Annotated in this window: 24 protein-coding genes; 11 read left to right on the top strand and 13 right to left on the bottom strand. The window is 67.2% G+C overall.

What is annotated here, in order from left to right:
• Positions 1–4: 4 nt before the first annotated feature.
• From IB278_RS06120 to IB278_RS06110, 3 genes are read left to right on the top strand one after another with little or no spacing between them, the layout of a single operon-like run.
• Positions 5–952, top strand: a complete 948-nt coding sequence (locus tag IB278_RS06120; RefSeq protein WP_192322956.1) for a hydroxymethylglutaryl-CoA lyase — start codon at positions 5–7, stop codon at positions 950–952.
• Positions 949–2,154 (top strand): CaiB/BaiF CoA transferase family protein, encoded by a 1,206-nt coding sequence (locus IB278_RS06115; protein WP_192322955.1) that lies wholly within the window; start codon positions 949–951, stop codon positions 2,152–2,154. The genes IB278_RS06120 and IB278_RS06115 overlap by 4 nt, the downstream gene beginning before the upstream one ends.
• A 33-nt stretch (positions 2,155–2,187) precedes the next feature.
• Positions 2,188–3,174 carry a tripartite tricarboxylate transporter substrate binding protein gene (locus IB278_RS06110; RefSeq protein ID WP_145745954.1) on the top strand — a complete coding sequence of 329 codons (987 nt, stop codon included), beginning with the start codon at positions 2,188–2,190 and terminating at the stop codon, positions 3,172–3,174.
• Between the two features lie 70 nt (positions 3,175–3,244).
• Here IB278_RS06110 and sugE read toward each other — a convergent pair whose 3' ends face one another.
• The 5 genes from sugE to dnaG form a co-directional block, all read right to left on the bottom strand.
• Positions 3,245–3,559, bottom strand: a complete 315-nt coding sequence (sugE, locus tag IB278_RS06105) for a quaternary ammonium compound efflux SMR transporter SugE (RefSeq protein ID WP_145745953.1) — start codon at positions 3,557–3,559, stop codon at positions 3,245–3,247.
• A 19-nt stretch (positions 3,560–3,578) separates the two neighbouring features.
• Complete coding sequence (locus tag IB278_RS06100) at positions 3,579–4,709, bottom strand: HPP family protein (RefSeq protein ID WP_145745952.1); 1,131 nt, start codon at positions 4,707–4,709, stop codon at positions 3,579–3,581.
• Positions 4,710–4,724: 15 nt separating this feature from the next.
• Positions 4,725–5,960 (bottom strand): multidrug effflux MFS transporter, encoded by a 1,236-nt coding sequence (locus IB278_RS06095; RefSeq protein WP_192322954.1) that lies wholly within the window; start codon positions 5,958–5,960, stop codon positions 4,725–4,727.
• Positions 5,961–6,060: 100 nt separating this feature from the next.
• Positions 6,061–8,412: an RNA polymerase sigma factor RpoD gene (gene rpoD, locus IB278_RS06090; RefSeq protein ID WP_145745950.1), complete on the bottom strand. Its 2,352-nt coding sequence runs from the start codon at positions 8,410–8,412 to the stop codon at positions 6,061–6,063.
• Between the two features lie 296 nt (positions 8,413–8,708).
• Positions 8,709–10,688, bottom strand: a complete 1,980-nt coding sequence (gene dnaG, locus IB278_RS06085; RefSeq protein ID WP_192322953.1) for a DNA primase — start codon at positions 10,686–10,688, stop codon at positions 8,709–8,711.
• 82 nt (positions 10,689–10,770) lie between these two features.
• Here dnaG and IB278_RS06080 point away from each other — a divergent pair, with 82 nt between their 5' ends.
• Positions 10,771–11,712, top strand: a complete 942-nt coding sequence (locus IB278_RS06080; protein ID WP_192322952.1) for a YihY/virulence factor BrkB family protein — start codon at positions 10,771–10,773, stop codon at positions 11,710–11,712.
• Here IB278_RS06080 and IB278_RS06075 read toward each other — a convergent pair.
• Positions 11,660–12,418 carry a 3-hydroxyacyl-CoA dehydrogenase gene (locus tag IB278_RS06075; protein ID WP_192322951.1) on the bottom strand — a complete coding sequence of 253 codons (759 nt, stop codon included), beginning with the start codon at positions 12,416–12,418 and terminating at the stop codon, positions 11,660–11,662. The genes IB278_RS06080 and IB278_RS06075 overlap by 53 nt on opposite strands.
• Positions 12,419–12,549: 131 nt before the next feature.
• A complete protein-coding gene (locus IB278_RS06070; RefSeq protein ID WP_021006486.1) occupies positions 12,550–13,101 on the bottom strand; it encodes a phasin family protein in 552 nt (183 codons plus the stop codon).
• 187 nt (positions 13,102–13,288) lie between these two features.
• On the opposite strand from IB278_RS06070, the gene IB278_RS06065 reads away from it, so the two are divergent.
• Together IB278_RS06065 and IB278_RS06060 are read left to right on the top strand one after the other, a co-directional pair.
• Positions 13,289–14,215 carry a histone deacetylase gene (locus IB278_RS06065; RefSeq protein WP_186454230.1) on the top strand — a complete coding sequence of 309 codons (927 nt, stop codon included), beginning with the start codon at positions 13,289–13,291 and terminating at the stop codon, positions 14,213–14,215.
• Positions 14,212–14,655 carry an acyl-CoA thioesterase gene (locus IB278_RS06060; RefSeq protein WP_192322950.1) on the top strand — a complete coding sequence of 148 codons (444 nt, stop codon included), beginning with the start codon at positions 14,212–14,214 and terminating at the stop codon, positions 14,653–14,655. Before IB278_RS06065 ends, IB278_RS06060 begins: the two co-directional genes overlap by 4 nt.
• An 81-nt stretch (positions 14,656–14,736) precedes the next feature.
• Here the strand turns inward: IB278_RS06060 and IB278_RS06055 are convergent, their stop codons facing one another.
• Positions 14,737–15,150 carry a hypothetical protein gene (locus tag IB278_RS06055; RefSeq protein WP_145745944.1) on the bottom strand — a complete coding sequence of 138 codons (414 nt, stop codon included), beginning with the start codon at positions 15,148–15,150 and terminating at the stop codon, positions 14,737–14,739.
• Between the two features lie 38 nt (positions 15,151–15,188).
• Complete coding sequence (locus tag IB278_RS06050) at positions 15,189–15,422, bottom strand: CsbD family protein (RefSeq protein WP_093012771.1); 234 nt, start codon at positions 15,420–15,422, stop codon at positions 15,189–15,191.
• Between the two features lie 176 nt (positions 15,423–15,598).
• Between IB278_RS06050 and pncB the strand changes: the two genes are divergently transcribed.
• The 5 genes from pncB to IB278_RS06025 are packed head-to-tail and all read left to right on the top strand — an operon-like array spanning position 15,599 to position 21,816.
• Positions 15,599–16,819, top strand: a complete 1,221-nt coding sequence (gene pncB, locus IB278_RS06045) for a nicotinate phosphoribosyltransferase (RefSeq protein ID WP_145745943.1) — start codon at positions 15,599–15,601, stop codon at positions 16,817–16,819.
• A 25-nt stretch (positions 16,820–16,844) separates the two neighbouring features.
• A complete protein-coding gene (locus IB278_RS06040; RefSeq protein WP_192322949.1) occupies positions 16,845–18,257 on the top strand; it encodes a sodium:proton antiporter in 1,413 nt (470 codons plus the stop codon).
• Between the two features lie 11 nt (positions 18,258–18,268).
• Entirely contained in the window at positions 18,269–19,255 is a 987-nt protein-coding gene (locus IB278_RS06035) for a 2-hydroxyacid dehydrogenase (RefSeq protein ID WP_192322948.1), read from the top strand.
• A 30-nt stretch (positions 19,256–19,285) separates the two neighbouring features.
• Positions 19,286–20,656 carry a DNA recombination protein RmuC gene (locus tag IB278_RS06030; RefSeq protein ID WP_192322947.1) on the top strand — a complete coding sequence of 457 codons (1,371 nt, stop codon included), beginning with the start codon at positions 19,286–19,288 and terminating at the stop codon, positions 20,654–20,656.
• Positions 20,653–21,816 carry an MFS transporter gene (locus tag IB278_RS06025; protein WP_192322946.1) on the top strand — a complete coding sequence of 388 codons (1,164 nt, stop codon included), beginning with the start codon at positions 20,653–20,655 and terminating at the stop codon, positions 21,814–21,816. The genes IB278_RS06030 and IB278_RS06025 overlap by 4 nt, the downstream gene beginning before the upstream one ends.
• A gap of 45 nt (positions 21,817–21,861) precedes the next feature.
• On the opposite strand, the gene IB278_RS06020 is transcribed toward IB278_RS06025, so the two are convergent.
• From IB278_RS06020 to earP, 4 genes are all read right to left on the bottom strand, one after another.
• Positions 21,862–22,725 (bottom strand): TIGR00730 family Rossman fold protein, encoded by an 864-nt coding sequence (locus tag IB278_RS06020; RefSeq protein ID WP_145746003.1) that lies wholly within the window; start codon positions 22,723–22,725, stop codon positions 21,862–21,864.
• Between the two features lie 62 nt (positions 22,726–22,787).
• Positions 22,788–23,567 (bottom strand): crotonase/enoyl-CoA hydratase family protein, encoded by a 780-nt coding sequence (locus IB278_RS06015; RefSeq protein ID WP_192322945.1) that lies wholly within the window; start codon positions 23,565–23,567, stop codon positions 22,788–22,790.
• Positions 23,568–23,653: 86 nt separating this feature from the next.
• Positions 23,654–24,208, bottom strand: a complete 555-nt coding sequence (gene efp / locus IB278_RS06010) for an elongation factor P (protein WP_012746921.1) — start codon at positions 24,206–24,208, stop codon at positions 23,654–23,656.
• 156 nt (positions 24,209–24,364) lie between these two features.
• The gene (gene earP / locus IB278_RS06005) at positions 24,365–25,528 is read right to left on the bottom strand and encodes an elongation factor P maturation arginine rhamnosyltransferase EarP (RefSeq protein WP_412556317.1); all 1,164 of its coding nucleotides are present in this window, start codon (positions 25,526–25,528) and stop codon (positions 24,365–24,367) included.
• Positions 25,529–25,540: the final 12 nt, after the last annotated feature.

The following is a 25,540-nucleotide window of genomic DNA, read 5'->3' as shown; positions in this document are numbered from 1 at the left end:
AGTTTTGATTCACGCCTTCCTGCCGCCCAGCGCGGCCGTTCGCGAAGTGGGGCTGCGCGACGGCCTGCAGAGCATTGCCAGAACCCTGCCCACCGCCCAGAAGCTCGAATGGATCCGCGCTGCGCATGCCGCTGGCCAGCGCGAGATCGAAGTCGGCTCCTTCGTGCCCGCGCGCCTGCTGCCGCAGCTGGCCGACACGGCCGAGCTGCTGGCCTTTGCAAAGACGCTGCCCGGGCTCGTCGCCTCGGTGCTGGTGCCCAACCTGCGCGGCGCGGAACTCGCCATTGCCGGCGAGGCCGATCTCATGATGGTGCCGCTGTCGGCCAGCCATGCCCACAGCCTCGCCAACCTGCGCAAGACGCCCGACGAAGTGGTGGCCGAGGTCGCCCGCATCCGTGCCGCGCGCGACGCCGCGGGTTCGAAGACTTTGATCGAGGGCGGCGTGGGCACTGCGTTCGGCTGCACGATCCAGGGCCACGTGGCGCCGGATGAAGTGCTGCGCTTGATGCAGGCGCTGCTCGACGCCGGCGCCGACCGCGTGGGCCTGGCGGATACCGTCGGCTATGCCGATCCCGCGATGGTCCGCAGCCTGTTCGAGCGCGCGCAGCGCATCGCGGGCGAGCGCCTGTGGTGCGGCCATTTCCACGACACGCGCGGCCTCGGGCTCGCGAACGTGTATGCCGCGCTGGAAGTCGGCATCGCGCGCTTCGACGCCTGCCTGGCCGGCATCGGCGGCTGCCCGCACGCGCCAGGCGCCAGCGGCAACGTCGACACCGAGGACCTCGTCTTCATGCTCGAAAGCATGGGCGTCGCGACCGGCGTCCAGCTGCCGAAGCTGCTCGACCTGCGCCAGCGCGTGGCTGGCTGGCTCGAAGGCGAAACGCTGCAGGGCACGGTGTGGCGCGCGGGCTTTCCTAAAACTTTCGCGGCGACTGCCGGAGTGGCTGCATGAGCACGGCGGCCGAAGAAAAACGCCTGCCGCTCACCGGCATCCGCGTGGTCGAGTTCACGCACATGGTCATGGGGCCGACCTGCGGCATGGTGCTGGCCGACCTGGGCGCCGAGGTCATCAAGGTCGAGCCGATCGATGGCGACCGCACGCGGCACCTGCTGGGCGCGGGCGCCGGCTTCTTCCCGATGTTCAACCGCAACAAGAAGAGCATCGCGCTCGACCTGCGCCATCCTCAGGGGCTCGAAGCGGCGCTGCGCCTGTGCGCCACCGCCGACGTGGTGGCGCAGAACTTCAGGCCCGGCACGATGGACAAGTACGGCCTCGGCTACGCCGCGCTCGGCAAGCTCAACCCGCGGCTGGTGTACGTGAACCACACGGGCTTCCTGCCCGGCCCCTACGACCACCGCACCGCGCTCGACGAGGTGGTGCAGATGATGGGCGGCCTGGCCTACATGACGGGCCGTCCCGGCGACCCGCTGCGCGCGGGCACCAGCGTGAACGACATCATGGGCGGCATGTTCGGCGCCATCGGCGCCATGGCCGCGCTGATGCAGCGCGCGCAGACCGGCAAGGGCCAGGAAGTGCAATCCGCGCTGTTCGAGAACAACGTGTTCCTGGTCGGCCAGCACATGCTGCAATACGCGATCACCGGCCAGGCCGCGGCGCCGATGCCCGAGCGCATCTCGGCCTGGGCGCTGTACGACGTATTCACCGTGAAGGACGGCGAGCAGATCTTCCTGGCCGCGGTCAGCGACGCGCAATGGGCGGTGTTCTGCGACGCGCTGGGCTTCGACGACCTGAAGGCCGACCCGGCGCTGCGCACCAACAACGACCGGGTGCGCCTGCGGCCCACGCTGCTGGCGGACCTGCGCCAGCGCCTGGCCGACCGTTCGGCTGCGGAACTGTCGGCGATCTTCGAGGCGCGCGGCCTGCCGTTCGCGCCCATCGTGCGGCCCGAAGACCTCTACGAGGATCCGCACCTGAAGGCGACCGGCGGGCTGGCGGACATCCGCCTGCCCGACGGCGAGCGCGCCGGGCAGACCGCGCAGACGACGCTGTTCCCGATCACACTGGGTGGCGAGCGGCTGGGCGTGCGCCTCGATCCGCCGACGCTCGGCGAGCACACGCGCGAACTGCTGGCGGAGCTCGGCTACGCGGATGCGCAGATGGCCGCGATGCAGGCCGAATCGGCCGTCGCCTGAGTGCCTTTCCAAAACCACAAAGAGAGACAAGCCATGTACACGATCCTTCCTCCGATGACCCGCCGCGCCGTCCTGGGCTTTGGCGCCTGCGCCGCCGCAGTGGCGGCATGCCCCGCGTTCGCTCAGGGCTCCGACAAGCCCATCCGCTTCATCCTGCCGATCAGCGCCGGCTCGGGCGTGGATGCCATCGTGCGTGCGGCTTCGGTCGCGCTCGGCAAGGCCTTCGGCCAGCCGGTGGTGATCGAGAACCTGCCGGGCGCGGGCGGCATCACCGGCACCTCGGTGCTCGTCAAGGCCGCCCCCGACGGGCTCACGCTCGGCGTGGTGTCGAACAACCACGTCATCAATCCGGCCGTCTACAAGAAGATGCCCTTCGACGCCATCAACGATGTGACGCCGATCAGCGTGGTGGGCGCGACGCCGCTGGTGCTGGTGGTGAACCCCAAGCTGCCCGCGAAGAACGTCAAGGAACTGGTCGCACTGCTGCGCGCCAGGCCCGAGGGCTACAACTACGCCTCTTCGGGCAACGGCACCATCATTCATCTGGCCGGCGAAATGTTCATGGACGAGGCCGGCGTGAAGGCGCGGCACATTCCCTACAAGGGCACGGGCCCGATGGTCACCGACATGATCGCGGGCCAGGTCGAGATGGGCGTGGTGGCGCTGCCCGCGGTGCTGCCGCACCTCAAGAGCGGTGCGCTGCGCGCCATCGGCCTGTGCGGCCCCGCGCGCTCGCCGGCCGCGCCCGAGATTCCGACCATCGCCGAGCAGGGCCTGCCCAACTACGCCGTGGAAGGCTGGTTCGCGGTGATCGGGCCGCCGAAGATGCAGGCCGCCGACGTCCAGCGCGTGCACGACGCGGTGGCCGCGGCCTTCACGAGCGCCGAGGTGCGCGACGCCATGGACAAGCAGGGCAACATCATCAAGCCCACCTCGCCCGAGCAGGCCGCGAGCTACTTCCGCAGCGAGGCGGCGCGCTATGCGGCGCTCGTGAAGAAGGCGAACGTGGTGCTCGAATAGCCTGCGCAGCCAGCCCGCGGCTCGAGAGCAAGCACGGCCAAGGCCAGGAACACCGCGGAACCGGCTGGGCTCAATTCGTCAACTTGAGCCCGAGGATGCCCGCGACGATCAGGCCCACGCAGATCAGCCGCGCGGCATTGGCGGGCTCCTGGAACAGCACGATCCCCAGGATCACCGTGCCCACGGCGCCGATGCCGGTCCACACCGCATAGGCCGTGCCCACGGGCAGCGAGCGCATTGCCCAGCCCAGCAGCACCACGCTGAGCACCATCGAGATCGCAGTGCCGACGGAAGGCCAGAACCTCGTGAATCCTTCGGTGTACTTGAGCCCGATGGCCCAGCCCATTTCGAGCAGGCCCGCCACAAGCAAAACGATCCACGCCATGCACGCTCCTTGAAAGGTTTCAGTTCTCCGGCCGCACGGCACGGTAGAGAGCGCGCACGAAATCCGACTGCGTGATCATGCCGGTGAGCCGCTTTTCATGGTCGATGATGGGGATATGGTGGTGGCCGCCCTCGGAGAACAGCGGCACCAGGTCGACCACCGGTCGGTCCGCGCTGGCCACGCGCACCTGGCGCGTCATGATCTGGCCCACCACCTCCGGTTTGTTCGACACCACGGTGCGCGTGGCGCGGATCAGGTCGCGCAGCCGGCCGGCAATGCCTTCGTGGTGCTCCAGGTCGAGCTGGCGGAAGAAGTCGGCCTGCGTGACGATGCCGACCACGCGGCGCGTGCGGTCGGTGACGGGCAGCGCCTTGATGCGGCGCTGGTTCATCAGCATCCAGGCTTCCTGCAGCGGCGTGCCGAACTCCACCGACACGGGGTCGCGCGACATGATGTCGGCGCAGTGCAGGGTGCCGAGCCGCCGCTTGTACGACTCGAGCTCGGTCTGCTGGATCAGCGATTCGAGATCGTCGCGGCTGATGTCCAGCACCTGGTTGTAGCGCGCCAGCACCGCATCGATGTCGGCCTGGCTGAAGCGGGCGTCCGCCGAGGGCGGCCGCACCACCTGCACATGCGGATAGCGCCTGCCCGTGAGCGAGTTGTAGGCCACGCCCGCCAGCACCAGCAGCAGCGAATTGGTGAGGAACGGAAAGAGGGCGGACGAGAAATGCGTGGTGTGCGTGAGCACCGCGAGCAGCGCCGCCGCGCCGCCCGGCGGGTGCAGGCAGCGTGCGAAGAACATCACGCCGATCGCGCCGGCCACCGCCACCGCGGCGGCGAGGGCCGGGTCGGGAATGAAGCTCACACTGGCAATGCCGACCACCGCCGACAGCGTGTTGCCGCCGATCACCGACCAGGGCTGCGCCAGCGGACTCGCGGGCACCGCGAACACCAGCACGGCGCTGGCTCCCAGCGGCGCGATCAGCCAGACGCTGCTGCCCAGCGGCTCGGCCAGCCAGCGGCACAGCACGGCCGTGACGAGCAGGCCGATGGCGGCACCGCAGACCGCGCGCAGCCTCTCGCGCATGTCGACGGTGGTGCGGCCCGGCAACCAGGCGCGCGCGTAGGTCAGGAACGGGGAGGGCCGCATTCGGGTATCGCTCTTTCAGGTTTCGTTGGCGAGAGTTCGTCCGATCTCGGGCCAGCGGCCGTGCAGCCAGACCCAGGCGACCAGGCCGATGCCGAGCATCAGCATGGAGGTGAGGGCGAGCGCCAGCGTGGAATGCATCACCAGCGGCGCGATCGCACCAGCGACCACGCCATTGGCGGTCGAGCCGATCACGGCCTGCAGCGACGAGGCCATGCCGCGGCGCTCGGGGTGCAGGTCGAGCACCAGCAGCGTGACCACCGGCACCATCAGCGCCCAGCCGAAGGCGAACACCGCCAGCGGCCACAGCGCCCATGCCACGTGCGCATCGAAGAGCGAGTTGGCCGCCACGTTGACCACCGAGGTGATCAGCATGATCAGGAAGCCGTCGCGGATCTGCCGCTTGGGCGTCACCTTGCCCGCCATGCGGCCGCTGGCGCGCGCGCCCAGCATGATGCCGCCGATGGTCAGCAGGAAGAACCAGAAGAACTGCTGCGGCTGCAGCGCGAGGTGGTCGCCCAGGAAGGCGGGCGCGGCCAGCACGTAGAGGAACATGCCGTTGAACGGCACGCCGCTCGCGAGCGCGAGCAGCAGGAAGCGCGGATCGGAACACAGGTCCCAGTAGCCGCGCAGCAGGTGCCGCACATGGAAGGACTGGCGGTGCGAGGGATGCAGCGTCTCCGGCAGCAGCTTGTAGTTGGCCGCGAACAGCACCACGCCGACCGCCACCAGGAACCAGAACACCGCGTGCCAGCCCGCATGCACGAACAGGAAGCCGCCGATGATCGGCGCGATCGCCGGCGCCACGCCGAAGTAGATCGTCACCTGGCTCATCACGCGCTGCGCTTCGGCCGGCGGAAACATGTCGCGGATCACCGCGCGCGACACCACGATGCCCGCGCCGGTCGACAGGCCCTGCAGCCCGCGGAACAGCACCAGCTGCGCGATGTTCTGCGACAGCGCGCAGCCCAGCGAGGCGATGGTGAACACCGCGAGCCCCCACAGCACCACGGGCCGGCGGCCGAAGCTGTCCGACAGCGCGCCATGGAACAGGTTCATGAAGGCAAAGCCGAACAGGTAGGCCGAGAGCGTCTGCTGCATCTCGGCCGGCGTGGCGCCGATGGAGCGCGCAATGCCCGAGAAGGCCGGAATGTAGGTGTCGATGGAGAACGGGCCCAGCATGCCCAGCACCGCGAGCAGCACGGCCAGTGCCCAGCGCGGGGCCTGCCAGAGTTTGTCTGCATCGGGATTCATGGCGATTGCTCCATTCTTCTTGTTTGCGTTGCACAAAAGAGAGCGCCCGCCGCCCGTATGACGGGGCGCTGCGGGCGCTTGTGGCTTCAGGGAACCCGGATTACAGAGTATCGATGAAGCTGCGCAGTTTGTCCGAACGCGACGGATGCTTGAGCTTGCGCAGCGCCTTCGCCTCGATCTGGCGGATGCGCTCGCGCGTCACGTCGAACTGCTTGCCGACTTCTTCCAGCGTGTGGTCCGTCGACATCTCGATGCCGAAGCGCATGCGCAGCACCTTGGCTTCGCGCGGCGTGAGGCTGTCGAGGATGTCCTTGACCACGTCGCGCAGGCCCGCCTGCATCGCGGCCTCGATGGGGGCCGTGTTGCTGCTGTCCTCGATGAAGTCGCCCAGGTGCGAATCGTCGTCGTCGCCGATGGGGGTTTCCATCGAGATCGGCTCCTTGGCGATCTTCATGATCTTGCGGATCTTGTCTTCCGGGATCTCCATCTTGGCGGCCAGGATGCCGGCGTCGGGCTCGAAGCCGAACTCCTGCAGATGCTGGCGCGAGATGCGGTTCATCTTGTTGATCGTCTCGATCATGTGCACCGGAATGCGGATGGTGCGCGCCTGGTCGGCGATCGAGCGCGTGATGGCTTGGCGGATCCACCACGTGGCGTAGGTCGAGAACTTGTAGCCGCGGCGGTATTCGAACTTGTCGACCGCCTTCATCAGGCCAATGTTGCCTTCCTGGATCAGGTCCAGGAACTGCAGGCCGCGGTTGGTGTACTTCTTGGCGATGGAGATCACGAGGCGCAGGTTGGCCTCGATCATTTCCTTCTTGGCATCGCGCGAGGACGATTCGCCCTCGTTCATGCGCTTGTTGATTTCCTTGAGCTGGGTCAGCGGCACCACCACGCGCGACTGGATGTCGGCGAGCTTCTGCTGCAGTTCCTGCACCGGCGGAATGTTGCGTGCGAGCACGGCGCTCCAGGGCTTGCCGGCAGCGGCCTGCTTCTCGACCCACTTCTGGTTCAGCAGGTTCGAGGGCACGCGGTTGCCGTTCTTGTCGTAGCCCGAGAAATCGCGGATGAACTCGTCCTGCGGGAAGCCGCACTTGTCCACGATGATGCGGCGCAGCTCGCGCTCCTTCTTGCGCACGTCGTCCACCTGCGTGCGAACCAGATCGCACAGCTTCTCGATGGTCTTGGCCGTGAAGCGGATGGTCATGAGCTCGTCCGACAGGGCCTGCTGGGCCTTCTCGTAGGCGGGCGTGCCGTAGCCTTCCTTGTCGTAGATCTTGTGGACCTTCTCGAACATCGAGGCGATGCGGTCGAAGCGCTCGAGCGCATCGCGCTTGAGTTCCTCGAGCTTCTTGGTGAGGGCCTTGGAGCCGCCCTTGCCGTCGTCGTCGTCTTCCTCGTCGAACTCGTCGAAGTCTTCCTCGGCCACGTAGTCGTCGGCCTCGTTGGGGTTCGAGAAGCCGTCCACCACGGTGGAGATGACGACCTTGCCTTCACGGATGTCGGCGGCCAGGCGCAGGATCTCGGCGATGGTGGCGGGGGAGGCCGAGATGGCTTCCATCATGGCCATCAGGCCGCCTTCGATGCGCTTGGCGATTTCGATTTCGCCTTCGCGCGTGAGCAACTCGACCGTGCCCATTTCGCGCATGTACATGCGCACCGGGTCGGTGGTGCGGCCGAATTCGCTGTCCACCGTGGACAGGGCCGCTTCGGCTTCTTCCTCGGCTTCTTCCACCGTGGTGGCGGTGGGGGCGGTGTTGTTCAGCAGCAGGGTCTCGGCGTCGGGCGTCTGCTCGTACACCGCCACACCCATGTCGTTGAGCATGGTGACCACGACTTCCATGGTCTCCGCGTCGACCAGCTTGTCGGGCAGGTGGTCGGAGATCTCGCCGTGCGTGAGGTAGCCGCGGGTCTTGCCGAGCGTGATCAGCGTCTTCAGGCGCGAGCGGCGCTTGGCCAGGTCTTCCTCGGAGAGCACGGTCTCGTCGAGGCCGAACTCCTTCATCAAGGCGCGTTCCTTCGCCTTGCTGATCTTCATGCGCAGCGGCTTGACCTTTTCCTCGGTCGTGGCGGTTGCCGGTTCGTCGCCGGCCAGGTCTTCCTCGATGTCCGACAGATCGACGTCGCTTTCGGGCGCTTCGTTGCCGGCCTTGGGCTTGCGGCCGCGCTTGGCGCCGGTGGCGGGCGCGGCGGCGCCGGCGGCCTTGGGCGGGCGGCCTACCTTCTTGGCGGCAGGGGCGGCGGCAACCGCCTTGGCGGCTGCTTTTTTCGGATCGTCGATGGAGGTCGATTTCGTGGGCACGGTTTTCACTTTCGTTGCGGCTGCCGATTTGGAAGCGGCGGCACCCGACTTAGTTGCCGGCATAACGCCAGCTTTCAACGGTTTTTCTGCGACAGACTTCGCGGCGACGCTTTTGGCGAGTGAAAGAGCAGGCTTCTTTGAACTGGGCATACGACCTCGTTACAGCAAGATGGACCAAGCGGAATCACAGGCGCACCGCCACACGGCAGCGCCACCACGGTCCGGGCACAGGCACGGACGGAACAATTGGGAAAGAGGAAGAATTTCCTCGTCAGGCAAGATGTCGGGCGAACATTTGGTGTGCAGTCCTTGCGGTTATTGACCCTTTCCGACGGATTCTTTCCGTGGGAGTGCGTTGCGCTAGGGGTCGGCCCGGAGGTGCTGCTGTCGCTCTTGCCTAATTTCGCCAGTTGCGAAGCCTTACATTATAGCCTACTGCGCAAATTTCAAGCAGTTTCCGCACCGCGCGGATTCAGCCGGTTGCGCAGCTCGAGCCGCCTGGCCTCCAGCGCCTTGTAGCGCTCGAGTGCCTTGGGATCCTTTCCGACGGCCGCAATGGCCTCGCTTTGCTGGGCCTTCAGCCGGTCGTCGAGCATGAAATCGAGCACGCTCGCGAGCTCCTTGGCGGCATCGGCCAGGTGCTGCTCTTCCTCGCCCTCGGGGATCGGGGCGCTTTCGGAAACGTTCATGAGGCGCTCGGCCAGCGTCTCGAAATCGAGGCCCCGCATGCCTTCGCGAAGCGCCGCCCACGGCTGCACGCCGTGCTCGTGCAGCTGGCTGTCGAGCCAGGTGAAAAGCGCCCCGTGCGGTCCCGGCAGGTCGCACAGCATCACGTGAAGCTCGTGCGACAGCGCGTCCCACTGCGCCATGTTCGACAGCAGCAGCCGCGCCGCCACGTCCGGCCGGCTCGGCGGCTTGCCCCGGCCGCGCAGCGGCTCGATCGGCGCCTCGAATTTGCCGCCCCAGCGCTTGCCCTTGGTGAATTTGCGCGGCTTGCTATCGTTTTCATAGCGTGGCGGCTCATATTCGGCCGGCGGCGGCATGTCGGGGTATTCGTTTTCATGAGCCGGATCGCCCTGGCGATGGCCCGGCGCCGCGGCCGGCCTGCGCGGGCCCGGCGTGGAAGCCCAGAGCTCGGAGAGCGCCGCCGCGTCGAGCTGCACCAGCGCGGCGATCTCGCTCAGCAGCTGGCGCTTGAGCGCGCCGTCGGGCATGGCGCTCCAGAGTGGACGCACATTGCTCGTCATGTGGGCGCGGCCTTCCGCGGTGGTCAGGTCGCAGCCCTCGCGCGCGGCCTCGAGCATGAAGCGCGACAGCGGCGTGGCTTCCTGGATGAAGCGCGCAAACGCATCGGCACCGAATTCGCGGATGAAGCTGTCGGGGTCGTGCTCGGCCGGCAGGAACAGGAACTTGATGCTGCGCACGTCGGTGGCATAGGGCAGGGCGCCGTCGAGCGCCTTGCGCGCGGCGCGGCGGCCGGCGGCGTCGCCGTCGAAGCTGAACACCACCGATTCGGTGAAGCGGAACAGCTTCTGCACGTGCTCCGTGGTGCAGGCCGTGCCGAGCGTGGCCACGGCGTTGGGGAAGCCGAGCTGCGCCAGCGCGACCACGTCCATGTAGCCCTCGGTCACCAGGGCGAAGCCGCGCTCGCGGAAGGCGGCGCGGGCCTCGTACAGGCCGTAGAGCTCGCGCCCCTTGCTGAACACGGGCGTTTCGGGCGAGTTCAGGTACTTGGGCTTTTCGTCGCCGAGCACCCGGCCGCCGAAGCCGATGCATTCGCCCTTGACGTTGCGGATGGGGAACATCACGCGGTCGCGGAAGCGGTCGTAGCGCTTGGCGTCTTCGGCGCCGTCTTCGGTGTTGACAATCACCAGGCCGCTTTCGGCCAGCAGGGGGTCGTCGTAGTCGGGAAAGACGCTGGCAAGCGTGCGCCAGCCCGCGGGCGCGTAGCCGATGCCGAACTGCCTGGCCACTTCGCCCGAGACGCCGCGGCCCTTCAAGTATTCGATCGCGCCCGGCGCCTGCCGCAGCGCCTTGCGGTAGGCCTCGCCGGCCTTTTCGAGCACGTCGGTCAGCGTGGCTTGCTTCTGGCGCTGGCTGGCGGCGCGAGCGCGCTCGGCGGGGGAGGCGTCGTCCTCGGGCACCTGCAGGCCGTACTGGCCGGCGAGGTCGTGCACCGCCTCGACAAAACCCATGCCCGCGTGTTCCATGAGGAAGCCGATGGCGTTGCCGTGGACCCCGCAGCCGAAGCAGTGATAGAACTGCTTGGTGGGGCTGACCGAGAAGGAGGGCGACTTTTCGCCGTGAAACGGGCACAGGCCCATGAAATTGGCGCCGGCCTTCTTGAGCTGCACGTAGCGCCCGACGATTTCCACCACGTCGGCGCGCGCGATGAGTTCCTGGATGAAAGAAGCGGGGATGGTCATGTAGGCGAAGAGCGGCAAATCATACGCAAGCCTTCGAACGCCCGCGCGCGGACGCCATACTGGCTGCAGTTGGAACCCACGGATGAAGACGCTCCACCCATTGCACCACGTCGCGCCGCTGCTGCGCCATCCCCTGCGCTTCGTCTGGGATGCGCTCAAGGCTTTCCGCGCCAACCAGGGGCTGCTGCTCGCGGGCGCCGTGGCCTACTACGCGCTGCTTTCGATCGTGCCGCTGCTGATCGTGAGCGTGATCGCGATGTCCCACCTGATCGAGCAGGCCGAGCTGCTGCGCACCATCGGCCGGTACCTCGAATGGCTGCTGCCGGGGCAGTCGAAGGCGATCGTGGCGGAGCTGTCGAACTTTCTCCAGCACCGCGACGTGATGGGGCCGGTGCTGTTCGTGACCATGATCTTCTTCAGCTCGCTGGCCTTCAGCGTGCTCGAGAGCGCCATGGCGGTGATCTTCCATCACCGCAAGGCCGACCACCGGCGCCATTTCCTGGTTTCGGCGGTCATGCCCTATCTCTACATCCTCTTCCTGTGCGTGGGCCTGCTGCTGGTCACGCTGGTGTCGGGCGCGCTGCAGCTGGTGGGCCAGGAGAGCGTCGACCTGTTCGGGCGCAATTGGTCGCTGTCGGGCGTCTCGGGCCTGCTGCTCTACCTGCTGGGGCTGGGCGGCGAGATCTTCATGCTGACCTCGCTCTACCTCGTGATGCCGGCCGGCCGCATGTCGCTGCGCCACGCGCTGCTGGGCGGCGTGACGGCCGCGCTGCTGTGGGAGGCCACGCGGCGCGTGCTGATCTGGTACTTTTCGACGCTGTCGCAGGTCAACGTGGTCTACGGCTCGCTCACCACGGCCATCGTGGTGCTGTTGAGCCTCGAGATCGCCGCCACGCTCGTGCTGCTGGGCGCCCAGGTGATCGCCCAGTACGAGCGGCTGGACCGCACCGGCAGCACGGCGGTGCCGCCGCTCACCGGGGCGGAAGCCGAATCGCTCCGTCGAGACGAATCACCTCCCCGTTGAGCATGTCGTTCTCGATGATGTGCCTGGCGAGCCTGGCGTAGTCCTCGGGCGTGCCCAGGCGGGAGGGGAAGGGCACGCTGGCGGCCAGTGCGTCCTGCACTTCCTGCGGCATGCCGAAGAGCATGGGCGTGCCGAAGATGCCGGGGGCGATGGTCATGTTGCGGATGCCGTTGCGCGCCAGGTCGCGCGCAATGGGCAGGGTCATGCCGACCACGCCGCCCTTCGAGGCGCTGTAGGCGGCCTGGCCGATCTGGCCGTCGTAGGCCGCGACGGATGCGGTCGAAATCAGCACCCCGCGCTCGCCCGTGGCTTCGGGCTCGTTCTTGCTCATGGCGTCGGCCGCGAGGCGGATCATGTTGAAGCTGCCGATCAGGTTGACCGTGACGGTCTTGCTGAACACCGCCAGCGCGTGCGGGCCGTTCTTGCCCACGGTCTTTTCGGCCGGTGCGATGCCCGCGCAGTTGACCAGGCCCACCAGCTTGCCGAGCTTCTGCGCCGCGGCAACCGCGGCCTGGCCGTCGGCCTCCTGGCTCACGTCGCACTTGACGAACACGCCGCCGATATCCTTGGCGACGGCTTCACCCTTGTCGGTCTGCATGTCGGCGATCACCACCTTGCCGCCGCTGGCAGCCAGCATGCGCGCCGTGCCTTCGCCGAGGCCCGAAGCGCCACCGGTCACGATAAAAACCTTGCCGTCGATCTGCATTGAGAGTCTCCTGAAATGAGGCCTGCATTATCGAAGACGGGCGGGGGGCAAAAAAAAAGGCCTCATCCGGAGATGAGGCCCTGAATTGGATCCGTGAGGACCCAAGGAGACAACTGGTGGTGGTCGGCGGCTCAGCGCTTGCGCGAGGTGGTCGCGGTCTTGGCGGCGGCAACGGCTTGCGTCGACACGGCGTTGAAGTTGGCTTCGGCAACGTCCGACGCTTGCTTGACGGCCTTCTGGACCGATTCGAAAGCGTTGTTGGCGGCAGCCACGGCGCTCTTCAGCACGGCAACGGCGGTTTCCGAGCCGGCGGGTGCGTTCTTGGAAGCGCTGTCGACCAGGCCGACGAAGGTTTGCTGGGCTTCAGCGGCCTTGGCTTCGAAAGCCTTGGTGAACTCGGCGCCGGTGCCCTGGGCGATGTCATAAAGGTGACGGCTGTAGGCAGCGGTCTTCTCGGCCAGGGGCTGGAACAGGCTGGCTTGCAGCGTCAGCAGTTCCTGGGCGTCCTTGACGTTCAGGGCGGCTTGGGCGGTGCTCTGCGCTTCGGTCAGGGCGGCCTTGGAAGCGGTCACGTTGAGTTCGACGAGCTTCTCGACGCCTTCGAAGGCCTTGGTGGTCAGGCCGAACAGGGTTTCGAGGTTTGCTTTTTGGGCGGCGAGGATTTGGTCAGCGGTCAGGGCCATTTGAGAATCTCCGGTAAGGATGAAGGGTGGTCGGTTCACGTCGCGCTGCCTCGTCGTCCATGTTTATGTTGCGGTGCAGCATGGCCTCAAGTATAGGCAGCACAGCTTTGCGATCAAGGGGGTTTTGCTGCTTTGCAGCAATTTAGAACACACTTTCTAAATTCGCTTCGCATCCAGAATGCAGGCCATGCGCGCGTTCTATTCCGGCCAGTTCGTCCTGCCCCTGCCTCCGGGCCACCGCTTCCCGATGTCCCGCTATGCCTTGCTGCGCGACCGCCTGCTGGAACACCTGCCGGAGGTGGACATGGACCAGGCCCCGCGTGCCACCGACGGCGAGCTGGCGCTGGCCCACACCCCGCAGTGGATTGCCGCCATCAGCGACGGCAGCGTGAGCCCGCAGGCCATGCGCGAGATCGGTTTTCCCTGGAGCGAGGCGATGGTCGAGCGCTCGCGCCGGTCCACCGGGGCGACCATCGCGGCCTGCCGGGCGGCGTTCGCCGGCGGCGTGGCGGCCAACATGGCGGGCGGCACGCACCATGCGTACGCCGACAAGGGCGGCGGATTCTGCGTCTTCAACGACGCTGCCGTGGCCGCGCGGCTGATGCAGGCGGAGCACGGCCGCGGCGGCCGGCAGCTCAGGGTCGCGGTGATCGACCTCGACGTGCACCAGGGCAACGGCACGGCCAGCATCTTCCGCAGCGATCCGAGCGTCTTCACGCTGTCGCTGCACGGGCAGAAGAACTTTCCGTTCCGCAAGGAGGCGAGCGACCTCGACGTCGAGCTGCCCGACGGCTGCGGCGATGCCGACTACCTCACCGCGCTCGAGCACGCGCTCGACGAGCTGGAGCGGCGCTTCTCGCCGGGCCTGGTGATCTACCTGGCGGGCGCGGACCCGTTCGAGCGCGACCGGCTCGGCCGGCTCAAGCTGAGCTTCGACGGCCTGGAAGCACGCGACCGGCGGGTGTTCGACTGGGCCTGGCGGCGGCGCATTCCGCTGGCCTTCGCGATGGCCGGCGGCTACGCCAGCGACATTGCAGAGACGGTGCAGGTGCAGCTGGGCACCTTCAAGGTGGCCTTCGACTACTGGCGCCGCTGGCAAAATGCCGCGCGATGAGCTCCGCCGCCAAACCCACGCCGCATTCCCGAAGCAGCTACCGCGTGTTCCGCGGCATTCCCACGCGCTGGGCCGACAACGACATGTACGGCCACGTCAACAACGTCGTCTACTACAGCTGGTTCGACACGGCGGTGAATGCGCTGCTGATCGAACGCGGCGCGCTCGACATCCACCACGGGCAGACCATCGGCTTCGTGGTCGAGACGCAATGCAATTATTTCGCCCCCATCGCCTTTCCCCAGACCGTGGAGGCCGGCATCCGGGTGGCCCAGGCCGGGCGCTCGAGCGTGCGCTACGAGATCGCGCTTTTTGCGCAGGGCGCGGAAACCGCGGCGGCGCAGGGCCACTTCGTGCATGTGTACGTGGACCGGGCCACGCAGCGGCCGGTGCCATTGCCCGAGGCGCTGCAGCGCGTGGTCGATTCGCTGAAAGCCTGACCGCCCCCCCAAAAAAAACGGCGCCCGAAGGCGCCGTTTTTGTCTTTTGCCGCACGGCCCCGCGGGCCGCGCCGGCCTTGCTTACATGGCCTTGGTCTTCTTCATGGCCTTGATGTCGGCCTTGCCCTGGGCTTCGTCGGCCTTGGCCTGCTTCACGCAGGCGGCCTTGGCATCGCCGGTCTGGTCGTCGCACTTTTCCTTGGCGACTTCGTACGTCGCCTTGACCTTCTCTTCGGCCACCTTGCGGGCGTGGGCGTCGCTCGGCTTGTACTGCTGTTCGAGTTCGGCCTTTGCCACGTCTTCCTTGCCCTTGGCTTCCTTCTGGCAGACGTCCTTCGCGTTGTCCTTCATCGAATCGCACTGGGCCTTGGCGACCTTGTAGTCGGCTTCGATCTTTTCCTTTGCGACCTTGTATTCGTCCTTGGTCATCGCGCCGGCCTGGGTGGCCACGAAGCAGGTGGAGGCCAGGGCGAGCATGAGCAGGTGTTTTTTCATGGTGTTCTTCCTTTGCTGTTCAGAGTGGAATCGGGAGATCAGTACTTTTCGTACCAGAGGGCGTCGGGCGTGCGGCCGTCGCGGGTTTCCCAGTCCCGCACCTGCTTTTCGGCCTCGTCGCGGCTGATGCCGTGGCGTTCCTGGATGCGGCCGAGCAACTGGTCGCGCTTGCCGGCAATCACGTCGAAGTCATCGTCGGTCAACTTGCCCCATTGCTCCTTGACCTTGCCCTTGAGCTGTTTCCAGTTGCCTTCGATGGTGTCCTTGTTCATGCGAATCTCCTTGAAAAGATGGATTCGGCGAGCTCCCCGGCTGCCGTGCACGAACTGTCGCGGTGCCTATTCACCCTGGCGGTAGGACGCCCAGTGCTGGCACCGTAGGCACAAGCCGACGGCGGCCGTGATAATCGGACGCACGCCGAAAAGCTTGGGACAACGCGCGCCGCACCATGATCATTCACAGCCTGCTCGACACCGACCTCTACAAGTTCACCATGATGCAGGTCGTGCTGCACCACTTTCCCGGAGCCCAGGTCGAGTACCGGTTCAAGTGCCGCAACCCCGGCATCGACCTGGCGCAGTTCGCGGGGCAGATCCGCGAAGAGGTGCGAAGCCTCTGCTCGCTGCAGTTCCGGGACGCCGAGCTGGCGTACCTGCGCTCGATGCGTTTCATCAAGAGCGACTTCGTCGATTTCCTGGGCCTGTTCCGGCTCAACGAGAAGTACATCAGCATCACGCCGCAGGCCTCGGGCGAGCTCGAGATCCGCATCAAGGGACCGTGGCTGCACACCATCCTGTTCGAGATTCCGGTGCTGGCCATCGTGAACGAGGTCTACTTCCGCAACACCCAGAAGAAGCCCGACTTCGAGGAAGGCCGCCGGCGCCTGGAGACCAAGATCGGGCAGCTGCAGGATGCCGGCCTGTCCGACCTCAAGATCGCCGACTACGGCACCCGCCGCCGCTTCTCCAAGGATTGGCACGAGGAGGTGTTGCGCACGCTGAATGCCAGGCTCGGTGCCGTCACCTCGCCGCCGGTGCAAGCCGAGCCCGGCGCGCGGCTGCCCCAGCTCGCGGGCACCAGCAACGTGCTCTATGCCATGAAGCTCGGCCTGATCCCGCTCGGCACCATGGCGCACGAATACCTGCAGGCCTGCCAGGGGCTCGGCCCGCGGCTGCGCGACAGCCAGATCTTCGGCTTCGAGAGCTGGGCCCGCGAATACCGCGGCGACCTCGGCATTGCGCTGTCCGACGTCTACGGCATGAGCGCCTTCCTGCGCGACTTCGACCTCTACTTCTGCAAGCTGTTCGACGGCGCGCGCCATGACAGCGGCGATCCGTTCCAGTGGGGCGAACGCATGCTGGCGCACTACGTCGCCAACCGGGTCGATCCACGCACCAAGACGCTGATCTTCAGCGACAGCCTCACGGTGCCGCGCACCATCGAGCTCTACCAGCAGTTCCGCGGCCGCTGCCAGCTGGCGTTCGGCATCGGCACCAACCTCACCAACGACCTCGGCTACGAACCGCTGCAGATCGTCATCAAGATGATCACCTGCAATGGCCAGCCGGTCGCCAAGCTGTCGGACACCCCATCCAAGAACATGTGCGAGGACGAAAAATACCTGGCCTACCTGCGCCAGGTGTTCGAGATCGAGCAGCCGCCGGCCTGACGCCCGTCTGGTACGGTACGGCCCCATGAAAAAAACAGTCCGACTGGCGGCAGCCGCAGCGCTGCCGATGATGTTCCCCGCGCTGGCCACGGCGGCCGAGCTCGACGGCAGCAAGCTGTCGGCGCTCTGGGGTGTTCCGTTCGCGGGCATCCTGCTGTCGATTGCGCTGATGCCGCTGCTGGCCCCGTCGGTCTGGCACCACCATTACGGCAAGATCTCCGCCGCCTGGGCGCTGGCGTTCCTGCTTCCCTTTGCCGCGATCCACGGCGCGCCGCTGGCCGGCTCCCAGTTCGTGCACGCCCTGGTGGAGGAATACATTCCCTTCATCATCCTGCTCACGGCGCTGTTCACGGTGGCGGGCGGCATCCACATCCGCGGCAACCTGCACGGCGCGCCCGGCCTCAACACGGCCATCCTTGCCATCGGCGCGGTCCTTGCGAGCCTCATGGGCACCACGGGCGCCTCGATGCTGCTGATCCGCCCGCTGATCCGCGCCAACGACAACCGCGTGAGCAAGGCGCACGTGGTGGTGTTCTTCATCTTCATCGTCTCGAATGCCGGGGGCTCGCTCACGCCGCTCGGCGACCCGCCGCTGTTCCTGGGCTTCCTGAAGGGTGTCGATTTCTTCTGGACGGCGCGCAACATCCTGCCCAACACGCTGTTCCTCGTCGGCATGCTGCTGGCGCTGTTCTACGTTATCGACCGCCATCTCTACCGCAAGGAAGGCGTGCTGCCGTTCGACCCGACGCCGGACACCCGGCGCGTTGGCTTCGACGGCGCAGCGAACTTCTGGCTGCTGGGCGGCGTGGTGTTTCTGGTGCTGCTCTCCGGCGTGTGGAAATCGCCGGCCGGCTTCGAGGTGTTCGGCACGCACGTCGGGCTGCCGGGGCTGGTGCGCGACATCGGGCTCGTTGCCATCACGCTGCTCTCGTTCAAGACCACCGCGGCCAAGGTGCATGCCGACAACCAGTTCGAATGGGGCCCGATGGCCGAGGTGGCCAAGCTGTTCGCGGGCATCTTCCTGACCATCATCCCGGTGATCGCCATGCTCAAGGCCGGCGCGCACGGGCCGTTCGCGGCGGTGATCGCGGCCGTGACACGGTCCGACGGCCAGCCCGATCCGGCCATGTATTTCTGGGCCTCCGGCATCCTGAGCTCGTTCCTCGACAATGCGCCGACCTACCTGGTGTTCTTCAATACCGCGGGCGGCGAGCCGGCCAGGCTCATGACCACCTATGCCACCACGCTGGCCGCGATCTCGGCCGGATCCGTGTTCATGGGCGCCAACAGCTACATCGGCAACGCGCCCAACCTCATGGTCAAGGCCATTGCCGAAAGCCGCGGCGTGCGCATGCCGAGCTTCTTCGGGTACATGGGCTGGTCCGTGGTCGTCCTGATTCCGCTGTTCGTCCTTTCCACCTTCATCTTCTTCCGTTGAGAGCAGACATCATGAGCAAGCCCAAGATCCTGGTCGCCCGCGCGATCTTTCCCGAAACCATCGAGCGCCTCTCGCAGCATTTCGAGGTCGAGTCGAACCAGGCCGACGAGAGCTGGGGCAAAGAACAGCTGATCGCCAAACTGCAGGGCAAGCAGGGCGCATTCACCACGGGCAGCGAGCGCATCGACGCCGCCGTGCTCGACGCCTGCCCCGAGCTGAAGATCTGCGCCAACATGGCTGTCGGCTACAACAACTTCGACGTCGACGCGATGGCCGCGCACGGCGTGCTCGGCACCAACGCGCCCGACGTGCTCACCGAAACCACGGCCGACTTCGGCTTTGCGCTGCTGATGGCCACGGCCCGGCGCATCACCGAGAGCGAACACTTCCTGCGCGCGGGCAAGTGGCAGAAGTGGAGCTTCGACATGTTCGCGGGCTCCGACATCCACGGTTCCACGCTCGGCATCATCGGCATGGGGCGCATCGGGCAGGGCATCGCCAGGCGCGGGGCGCACGGCTTCGGCATGAAGGTGGTCTACCACAACCGTTCGCGGCTCGACGCGGCGCTGGAGGCCGAATGCAAGGCCAGCTACCTGAGCAAGGAAGAGCTGCTCAAGACCGCAGACCACGTGGTGCTGGTGGTGCCGTATTCGCCGGCTTCGCACCACACCATCGGCGCGGCCGAGATCGCGCTGATGAAGCCGACCGCCACGCTGGTGAACATTGCGCGCGGCGGCATCGTCGACGACGCGGCGCTGGCCGTGGCGCTGCGCGAGAAGCGCATCGCCGCGGCGGGGCTCGACGTGTTCGAGGGCGAGCCCAAGGTCCACCCCGACCTGCTGACCGTGCCCAACGTGGTGCTGACGCCGCACATCGCAAGCGCCACCGTGCCCACCCGCCGCGCGATGGCCGAGCTCGCGGCCGACAACCTCATTGCCTGGTTCGGCGGCAAGGGGCCGCTGACGCCCGTCACGCCCGTTCCGCCTGCCGCCAGATAAGCAAACAAAACACGGACCGCCAGAGCCACCTTGGACACTTCCCTGATTCTTCTTTTTCTGCTGGCCGCCTTTGCGGTGGTCCAGCTGGTGCTCGTGGTGTGGCTGCTGGCACGCCGCCAGCCTGCGCCCGACCACAGCGAGCTGCTTGCCGTGCTGGGCGCCATGGGCACTGCCAACGAACGCACCGAACGCGAGCTGCGCCATGAAATCGGCGAGAACTCGCGCGGCGCGCGGCAGGAAACCGCGCAGGCCTTCGCCACCTTCCAGCAGGCGCTGGTGCAGCAGGGCGCCGAAGCCACCCGTACCCAGAACGCCCAGCTCGACGCCTTCTCGCTGCAGCTCGCCTCGCTGCAGAAGACCCTGGCCGATACGCTCAACACCCAGCTGCAGGGCCTGAGCGAATCCAATGCGCGCCGCCTGTCGGAAGTGCGAGCGACCATGGAAGCGCAGCTCGCGCAGCTGCAGCAGAGCAACACCGCCAAGCTCGACGAGATGCGCAAGACCGTCGACGAGAAGCTGCAGAGCACGCTCGAAGCGCGCCTTGGCGAGAGCTTCAAGCAGGTGGCCGACCGGCTCGAGCAGGTGCACAAGGGCCTGGGCGAGATGCAGACGCTGGCCGTCGGCGTCGGCAGCCTGCAGCGCGTGCTGACCAACGTGAAGACGCGCGGCGTGTTCGGCGAGGTGCAGCTCGAGGCGCTGCTCGAGCAGGTGCTCACGTCCGAGCAATACGCCAAGCAGGTCGAGACCAAGCCGCGCAGCGGCCAGCGTGTGGACTTCGCGATCCGCTTCCCGGGCCGCGGCGACGACGGCGCCCCGGTGTGGCTGCCGATCGACGCCAAGTTTCCGCGCGACGACTACGAGCGCCTGATCGATGCGCATGAGCGCGCCGATGCACCCGGCGCCGAACTGGCGGCCAAGGCGCTCGAGGCGCGCATCCGCGTCGAAGCCCGTTCGATCGCCGAGAACTACCTGGCGGCGCCGCACACCACCGACTTCGCCATTCTTTTCCTGCCGGTCGAGAGCCTCTATGCCGAGGTGCTGCGCCGGCCGGGCCTGATGGACGCCATCCAGCGCCAGCACCGGGTGACGCTGGCCGGCCCGACCACCTTGCTTGCCATGCTCAACAGCCTGCACATGGGCTTTCGCACGCTGGCGCTGGAGCAGCAGGCCTCCGAGGTCTGGAAGGTGCTGGGGGCGGTCAAGACCGAGTTCGAGCGCTACGGCGAATGGGTCTCGCGCATCAAGGAGCAGGTGGCCAAGGCCTCCGACACGCTCGACAAGGCCGACACGCGCGCCAAGCAGATGCGCCTGGCGCTGCGCAAGGTCGAGGCGCTGCCAGAAGCGCAGTCGCAGGTGCTGCTGCCTCCCACCGCCGACAGCGAGGGCGACGACACCCCGTGAAAGGCTCCGAACTGCTGCGCGTGATCGGCGCCCAGGTCTGCCTGCACGCCACCATGGCCGGCATGCGGCTCGCCACCCCGCTGCTGGCGCTGCAACTGGGCTACAGCGCGGCGGCCGTCGGCGTGCTGATTGCGCTGTTCGCGCTCACGCAGGTGTTCCTGGCGCTGCCGGCCGGGCGCTTTGCCGACCGGCATGGGTTCAAGCGGCCGCTGTGGCTCTCGGTCATTGCGGCTTCGGCCGGCGCCGGACTCGTGCTCGTTTTTCCGACCTTCGCGATGATGTGCATCGCCGCGCTGCTGACCGGTGGCGCCACGGGTGCGACCGTCATCGCGCTGCAGCGCCACGTGGGCCGCTCCGCGACCAACGCCACCCAGCTCAAGCGCGTGTTCAGCTGGCTGGCGATAGCGCCCGCGGTCGCCAATTTCGTCGGCCCGTTCGTCGCCGGCATGCTCATCGACCATGCGGGACGCGCACCCGCGGACTTGCTGGCGTTCCGGGTCTGCTTCGCGGTGATGGCGGTCTTTCCGATCGCCTGCTGGCTGCTTGCGCGCGGCGCGCACGAGCCGCCGCCTGCCGCACCCGCCGCCGGCGCCGCGCCCACGCGGGCCTGGGACCTGCTGCGCGAGCCGATGTTCCGCCGCCTGCTGTTCGTGAACTGGCTGCAGTCGTCGAGCTGGGACGTGCATGCCTTCGTGCTGCCGGTGCTGGGACATGACCGCGGCATCAGCGCTTCGGTGATCGGCTCCATCCTCGGCGCCTTCGCCATTGCGGCGGCGGCCATCCGGGTGGTGCTGCCGCTGGTGGCCTCGCGCGCTTCGGAGCGCAGCGTGATCCTGAGCTCCACCTTCGTCACGGCGCTGGTGTTCGCGGTCTATCCGCTGCTCGGCTCGGCCTGGACCATGGGCCTGTGTTCCGTGATCCTCGGCCTCTCGCTCGGCGCGGTGCAGCCGATGGTGATGAGCATGCTGCACCAGATCACGCCGCATGCGCGGCACGGCGAGGCGCTGGGTCTGCGGCTCATGACCATCAACGCGTCGAGCGTGGCCATGCCGATGCTGTTCGGCTCGATCGGCGCGCTGATCGGCATCGCGGGCGTCTTCTGGGTGGTGGGCGGCGTGGTTGCGCTGGGGGCGCGGGCGACCTGGGGCCTGAAGGTCTAGCCGCCCCGCGAAGGCAGGGCGATGCCGCCGGAGCCTGGAACCGGGCTACAGCTTGTAGAAGCGCTTGATGGCGGACCAGGCGTCTTCGGGAGCGTCGACGTATTCGAAGAGCTTCACGTCGGCCGGCGAGATCACGCCTTCCTCGACCAGGAAGTCGAAGTCGACGAGCTTCTTCCAGTAGGCCGAGCCGAACAGCACGATCGGCACCGGCTTCGACTTGCGGGTCTGCACCAGCGTGATCACCTCGAACAGTTCGTCCAGCGTGCCGAAGCCGCCCGGGAACGCCACCAGCGCCTTGGCACGCATCATGAAGTGCATCTTGCGGATCGCGAAGTAGTGGAACTTGAAGCTCAGCGCCGGCGTGACGTAGGGATTGGCTTCTTCCTCCATCGGCAGCGCGATGGCCAGGCCGACCGAGAGGCCGCCGCCTTCGTGCGCGCCGCGGTTGGCCGCCTGCATGATGCCGGGGCCGCCGCCGGTGCAGACAAAGAGCTTGTCCTCGGGTTCCTTGCCATTGCTGTACTCCGCCACCAGCTTGCCGAAGGCGCGTGCCTTCTCGTAGTAGTGCGAACTGCGTGCCAGGCGGCGCCAGCGCTCGGCCGCCACCGCGTCGCCGCCGGCTTCGGCCTGCGCGACCAGCGCGGCGGCTTCTTCCTCGCTGCGGAAGCGGGCGCTGCCGAAAACCACCACGGTGTTTTCGATGCCGTGGGCGCGCTGCTCCAGGTCGGGCTTCATCAGCTCGAGCTGCATGCGGATGCCGCGGGTTTCGCGGCGCAGCAGGAACTCCGGATCGGCAAATGCGAGGCGCGAAGGATCGGGGTCGAGCGGAAGGCCTTTCTCGGAGTGGGACTTGAGGGTGGCCCAGGCGTCCGCGAGGCGCTTGTCGTGAAGGTCGTGCGTGTTGTTCATGGAGAAATCGGACAGGAAGACTTGCAGCATTGTGCAGCGTGGGGGATGCGGTGTTCCGCGGCTCAGAAGGTGCCGTGGCGCCCCTCGCCGCGAACGAAGCGCCCGGCACCGGCCGCGCCCTCGGCCGCGACGATCGGCACGCCAAGCCGGCCTTCCTGCCGCAGCGCACCGGCCAGCGGCAGGTTCCATTGGGCGTAGGCGGAATCGCGGTCCGCGAGCATACATTGCTGCGGGAACGACGCGATCTCGCGCGCGAGCGCTTCGGCCTCGGGGCGTGCGCGGCCTGGCGGCACCACGCGGTTGACCAGGCCCATCGCCTGCGCTTCCTGGGCGCTCACGGGCCGGCCGGTCAGGATCAGATCGAGTGCGCGGCCCATGCCGACGATGCGCGGCAGCCGCACCGTGCCGCCGTCGATCAGCGGCACGCCCCAGCGCCGGCAGAACACGCCGAGCACGGCGTCTTCCTCGGCCACGCGCAGGTCGGCCAGCAGCGCGAGCTCCAGGCCGCCGGCCACCGCATGGCCGCTGATGGCGGCGACCAGGGGCTTCGCAAGCGCCATGCGCGTCGGGCCCATCGGACCCGTGCCGCCGCCCTCGGGGTCGAGTTCATTGCGGCGCGCGGGGTCGCCGACCGCGCCCAGGTCGGCGCCGGCGCAGAAGGTGCCGTGCTCGCCCCAGAGCACCGCGACGCGCTGGCTCTCGTCGGCCTCGAAGCGCTCGAAGGCGGCGCGCAGCGCCTCGGCCATGGGCCGGTCGACAGCGTTGCGCTGCTTCGGGCGATTCATGACGATGGTGCTGACCGGCCCATCGATCTCGGTGCGGACGCTGGCGGACGTGTTCATGGGCAGAAGGGTAAGCCCATCAACGGAAAAAGGCTCCTTGCGGAGCCTTCGTCGTCTGGCTGCTGGCCAGCCAGCAGGTGCAGAACTTAGACGCGCTTGCGGTATTCGCCGGTGCGCGTGTCGATTTCGATCTTGTCGCCTTGCGAGACGAACAGCGGCACCGGCACTTCGAAGCCGGTGGCGATCTTGGCGGGCTTGAGCACCTTGCCCGAGGTGTCGCCCTTGACGGCCGGCTCGGTCCAGGTGATTTCGCGCTCGACGCTGGTCGGCAGTTCGACCGAGATGGCCTTGCCGTCGTAGAACACCACTTCGACCGGCATGCCGTCTTCGAGGTAGTTGAGGGCGTCGCCCATGTTCTCGGCTTCGACTTCGTACTGGTTGTACTCGGTGTCCATGCAGACGTACATCGGGTCGGCGAAGTAGGAGTAGGTGCACTCCTTCTTGTCGAGCACGATCTGGTCGATCTTGTCGTCGGCCTTGAAGACCACTTCGGTGTTGAAGTTGGCGATCAGGCTCTTGAGCTTCATGCGCACGGTGGCGGAGTTGCGGCCGCCGCGGCTGTATTCGGTCTTGAGGACGACCATCGGGTCCTTGCCGTGCATGATGACGTTGCCGGCGCGGATTTCTTGAGCGATTTTCATATCAGGTTCTCTGGATGTTGGCCGCTCGGTGCGCGGAGCCGTCGGCGGCATTCTTGCCGGCATCATTGGCCCCGCGGTACATGTCCCGCGGCAGGTTTGGCGGAGAGCATCTCGGATCTGTGTAAATCCGGGCCGAAATCCGCAAAGCCCACTATTTTAGCTTTTTCCGGCGACCAGATGCCGCAATTGCGTGACCAAGTCCTCCTGGGCGCCCAGCCTTTCACGGGCAGCCCGCACGGTTTCGTGCCATGGGCCCTGTGTTTCAAGAGGGGGCAGGGGGCTGCTGTCGAACCCGTTCCAGGCATTGTGGAACTGCCGCAGCGACGGCGGGGCGCCCAGCCAGTCGAGCCAGGCGCCGAGCTTGACGTGATGGGCGTCGTCATCTTGCGGGTAGATCTGCCAGACCAGCGGCGCGCCGGCCCACAGGCCCCGCACGAGCGAGTCTTCGCCGCGCACGAAATTCAGGTCGCAGGCCCACAGGAGGTGATCGAAATCGGCCTGCGTGAGATAGGGCAGGTATGAAATTGATAGCGCGCCCAGTCCCGAGAGCCCTTGGTCCGGCTGTTTCCTGCCGGCAAAGAACGCCCGGACCGCATGCGCCGCGCGGCCCGAGGTGACCAGGAGCCGCGTGGGCTGCGAACCTGCCGCCAGCTGCTCGAGCAGGGCGGCCAGCGCCGGCGGCTCGTAGCAGAACAGCGACACCAGGCGTTCGCCATCGCGCCAGGGAATCTGCTGCGCCGCCAGCCACTGCGCGCGGTCGAAGCGTGCTCTTCGCTCCAGCAGGCCGGGCTCCCGCAGCAGGCCTCCCGTGGCGGGCGTGAAGCCCGGATAGAAAAAGCGCTTCGTCAACCCCATGCCGGGCCCCTTGAACACGGGCGAGGGCAGGCCGTGCAGGCGTTCGACGTATGGCTCGGCCGACAGGTATTCGAGATTGATCCACGCCCGGCCCGGCTCGCCCGGGGCCTGCGGCTCGGCAAAACGCGCGATCAGTTCGGGCGCCGGTTCGCAGCCGAAGGCCTCGATCAGCACGTCGGGCGGCGGGGCGGCCACGGCTTGCCGGACGGCGGCGGGCTCGAGCCAGTCGATCACGCTCACGCCCTCGCAGCCGGCGGGCGCCATCCAGTGCAGCGCGGTGGCATCGTCGATCCACAGGCGCACGCGCTCGCCGAGGGCAGCCAGCTGGCTCGACAGCCGCCAGCACACGCCGAGGTCGCCGTGGTTGTCGATGACCCTGCAGAAAATGTCCCATTGCATGGTCGCCAGTGTGCCCGTCTTCGGCCTCGGCGAGACCCGGCGCTTGCTTGGTATGCTGGCCGGCACCCAACATCCGGA

It is taken from the genome of Variovorax sp. VRV01, from assembly GCF_014852545.1.
GTDB classification, from domain to species: domain Bacteria; phylum Pseudomonadota; class Gammaproteobacteria; order Burkholderiales; family Burkholderiaceae_C; genus Variovorax; species Variovorax beijingensis_A.
Note: the sequence above shows the minus strand (reverse complement) of the source record. Positions and strands in the feature narration are given on the sequence as shown.

What these genes read in the sequence shown, in the direction of transcription:
- IB278_RS06095 (WP_192322954.1), bottom strand. Translation starts at nt 5,960, where the DNA reads ATGAATCCCGATGCAGACAAACTCTGGCAGGCCCCGCGCTGGGCACTG.
- IB278_RS06055 (WP_145745944.1), bottom strand. Translation starts at nt 15,150, where the DNA reads ATGAAAAAACACCTGCTCATGCTCGCCCTGGCCTCCACCTGCTTCGTG.
- dnaG (WP_192322953.1), bottom strand. Translation starts at nt 10,688, where the DNA reads ATGACCATCCCCGCTTCTTTCATCCAGGAACTCATCGCGCGCGCCGAC.
- IB278_RS06035 (WP_192322948.1), top strand. Translation starts at nt 18,269, where the DNA reads ATGAGCAAGCCCAAGATCCTGGTCGCCCGCGCGATCTTTCCCGAAACC.
- IB278_RS06060 (WP_192322950.1), top strand. Translation starts at nt 14,212, where the DNA reads ATGAGCTCCGCCGCCAAACCCACGCCGCATTCCCGAAGCAGCTACCGC.
- rpoD (WP_145745950.1), bottom strand. Translation starts at nt 8,412, where the DNA reads ATGCCCAGTTCAAAGAAGCCTGCTCTTTCACTCGCCAAAAGCGTCGCC.
- IB278_RS06020 (WP_145746003.1), bottom strand. Translation starts at nt 22,725, where the DNA reads ATGAACAACACGCACGACCTTCACGACAAGCGCCTCGCGGACGCCTGG.
- IB278_RS06070 (WP_021006486.1), bottom strand. Translation starts at nt 13,101, where the DNA reads ATGGCCCTGACCGCTGACCAAATCCTCGCCGCCCAAAAAGCAAACCTC.
- IB278_RS06015 (WP_192322945.1), bottom strand. Translation starts at nt 23,567, where the DNA reads ATGAACACGTCCGCCAGCGTCCGCACCGAGATCGATGGGCCGGTCAGC.
- IB278_RS06115 (WP_192322955.1), top strand. Translation starts at nt 949, where the DNA reads ATGAGCACGGCGGCCGAAGAAAAACGCCTGCCGCTCACCGGCATCCGC.
- IB278_RS06100 (WP_145745952.1), bottom strand. Translation starts at nt 4,709, where the DNA reads ATGCGGCCCTCCCCGTTCCTGACCTACGCGCGCGCCTGGTTGCCGGGC.
- IB278_RS06110 (WP_145745954.1), top strand. Translation starts at nt 2,188, where the DNA reads ATGTACACGATCCTTCCTCCGATGACCCGCCGCGCCGTCCTGGGCTTT.
- IB278_RS06040 (WP_192322949.1), top strand. Translation starts at nt 16,845, where the DNA reads ATGAAAAAAACAGTCCGACTGGCGGCAGCCGCAGCGCTGCCGATGATG.
- IB278_RS06065 (WP_186454230.1), top strand. Translation starts at nt 13,289, where the DNA reads ATGCGCGCGTTCTATTCCGGCCAGTTCGTCCTGCCCCTGCCTCCGGGC.
- pncB (WP_145745943.1), top strand. Translation starts at nt 15,599, where the DNA reads ATGATCATTCACAGCCTGCTCGACACCGACCTCTACAAGTTCACCATG.
- IB278_RS06050 (WP_093012771.1), bottom strand. Translation starts at nt 15,422, where the DNA reads ATGAACAAGGACACCATCGAAGGCAACTGGAAACAGCTCAAGGGCAAG.
- IB278_RS06080 (WP_192322952.1), top strand. Translation starts at nt 10,771, where the DNA reads ATGAAGACGCTCCACCCATTGCACCACGTCGCGCCGCTGCTGCGCCAT.
- efp (WP_012746921.1), bottom strand. Translation starts at nt 24,208, where the DNA reads ATGAAAATCGCTCAAGAAATCCGCGCCGGCAACGTCATCATGCACGGC.
- IB278_RS06075 (WP_192322951.1), bottom strand. Translation starts at nt 12,418, where the DNA reads ATGCAGATCGACGGCAAGGTTTTTATCGTGACCGGTGGCGCTTCGGGC.
- sugE (WP_145745953.1), bottom strand. Translation starts at nt 3,559, where the DNA reads ATGGCGTGGATCGTTTTGCTTGTGGCGGGCCTGCTCGAAATGGGCTGG.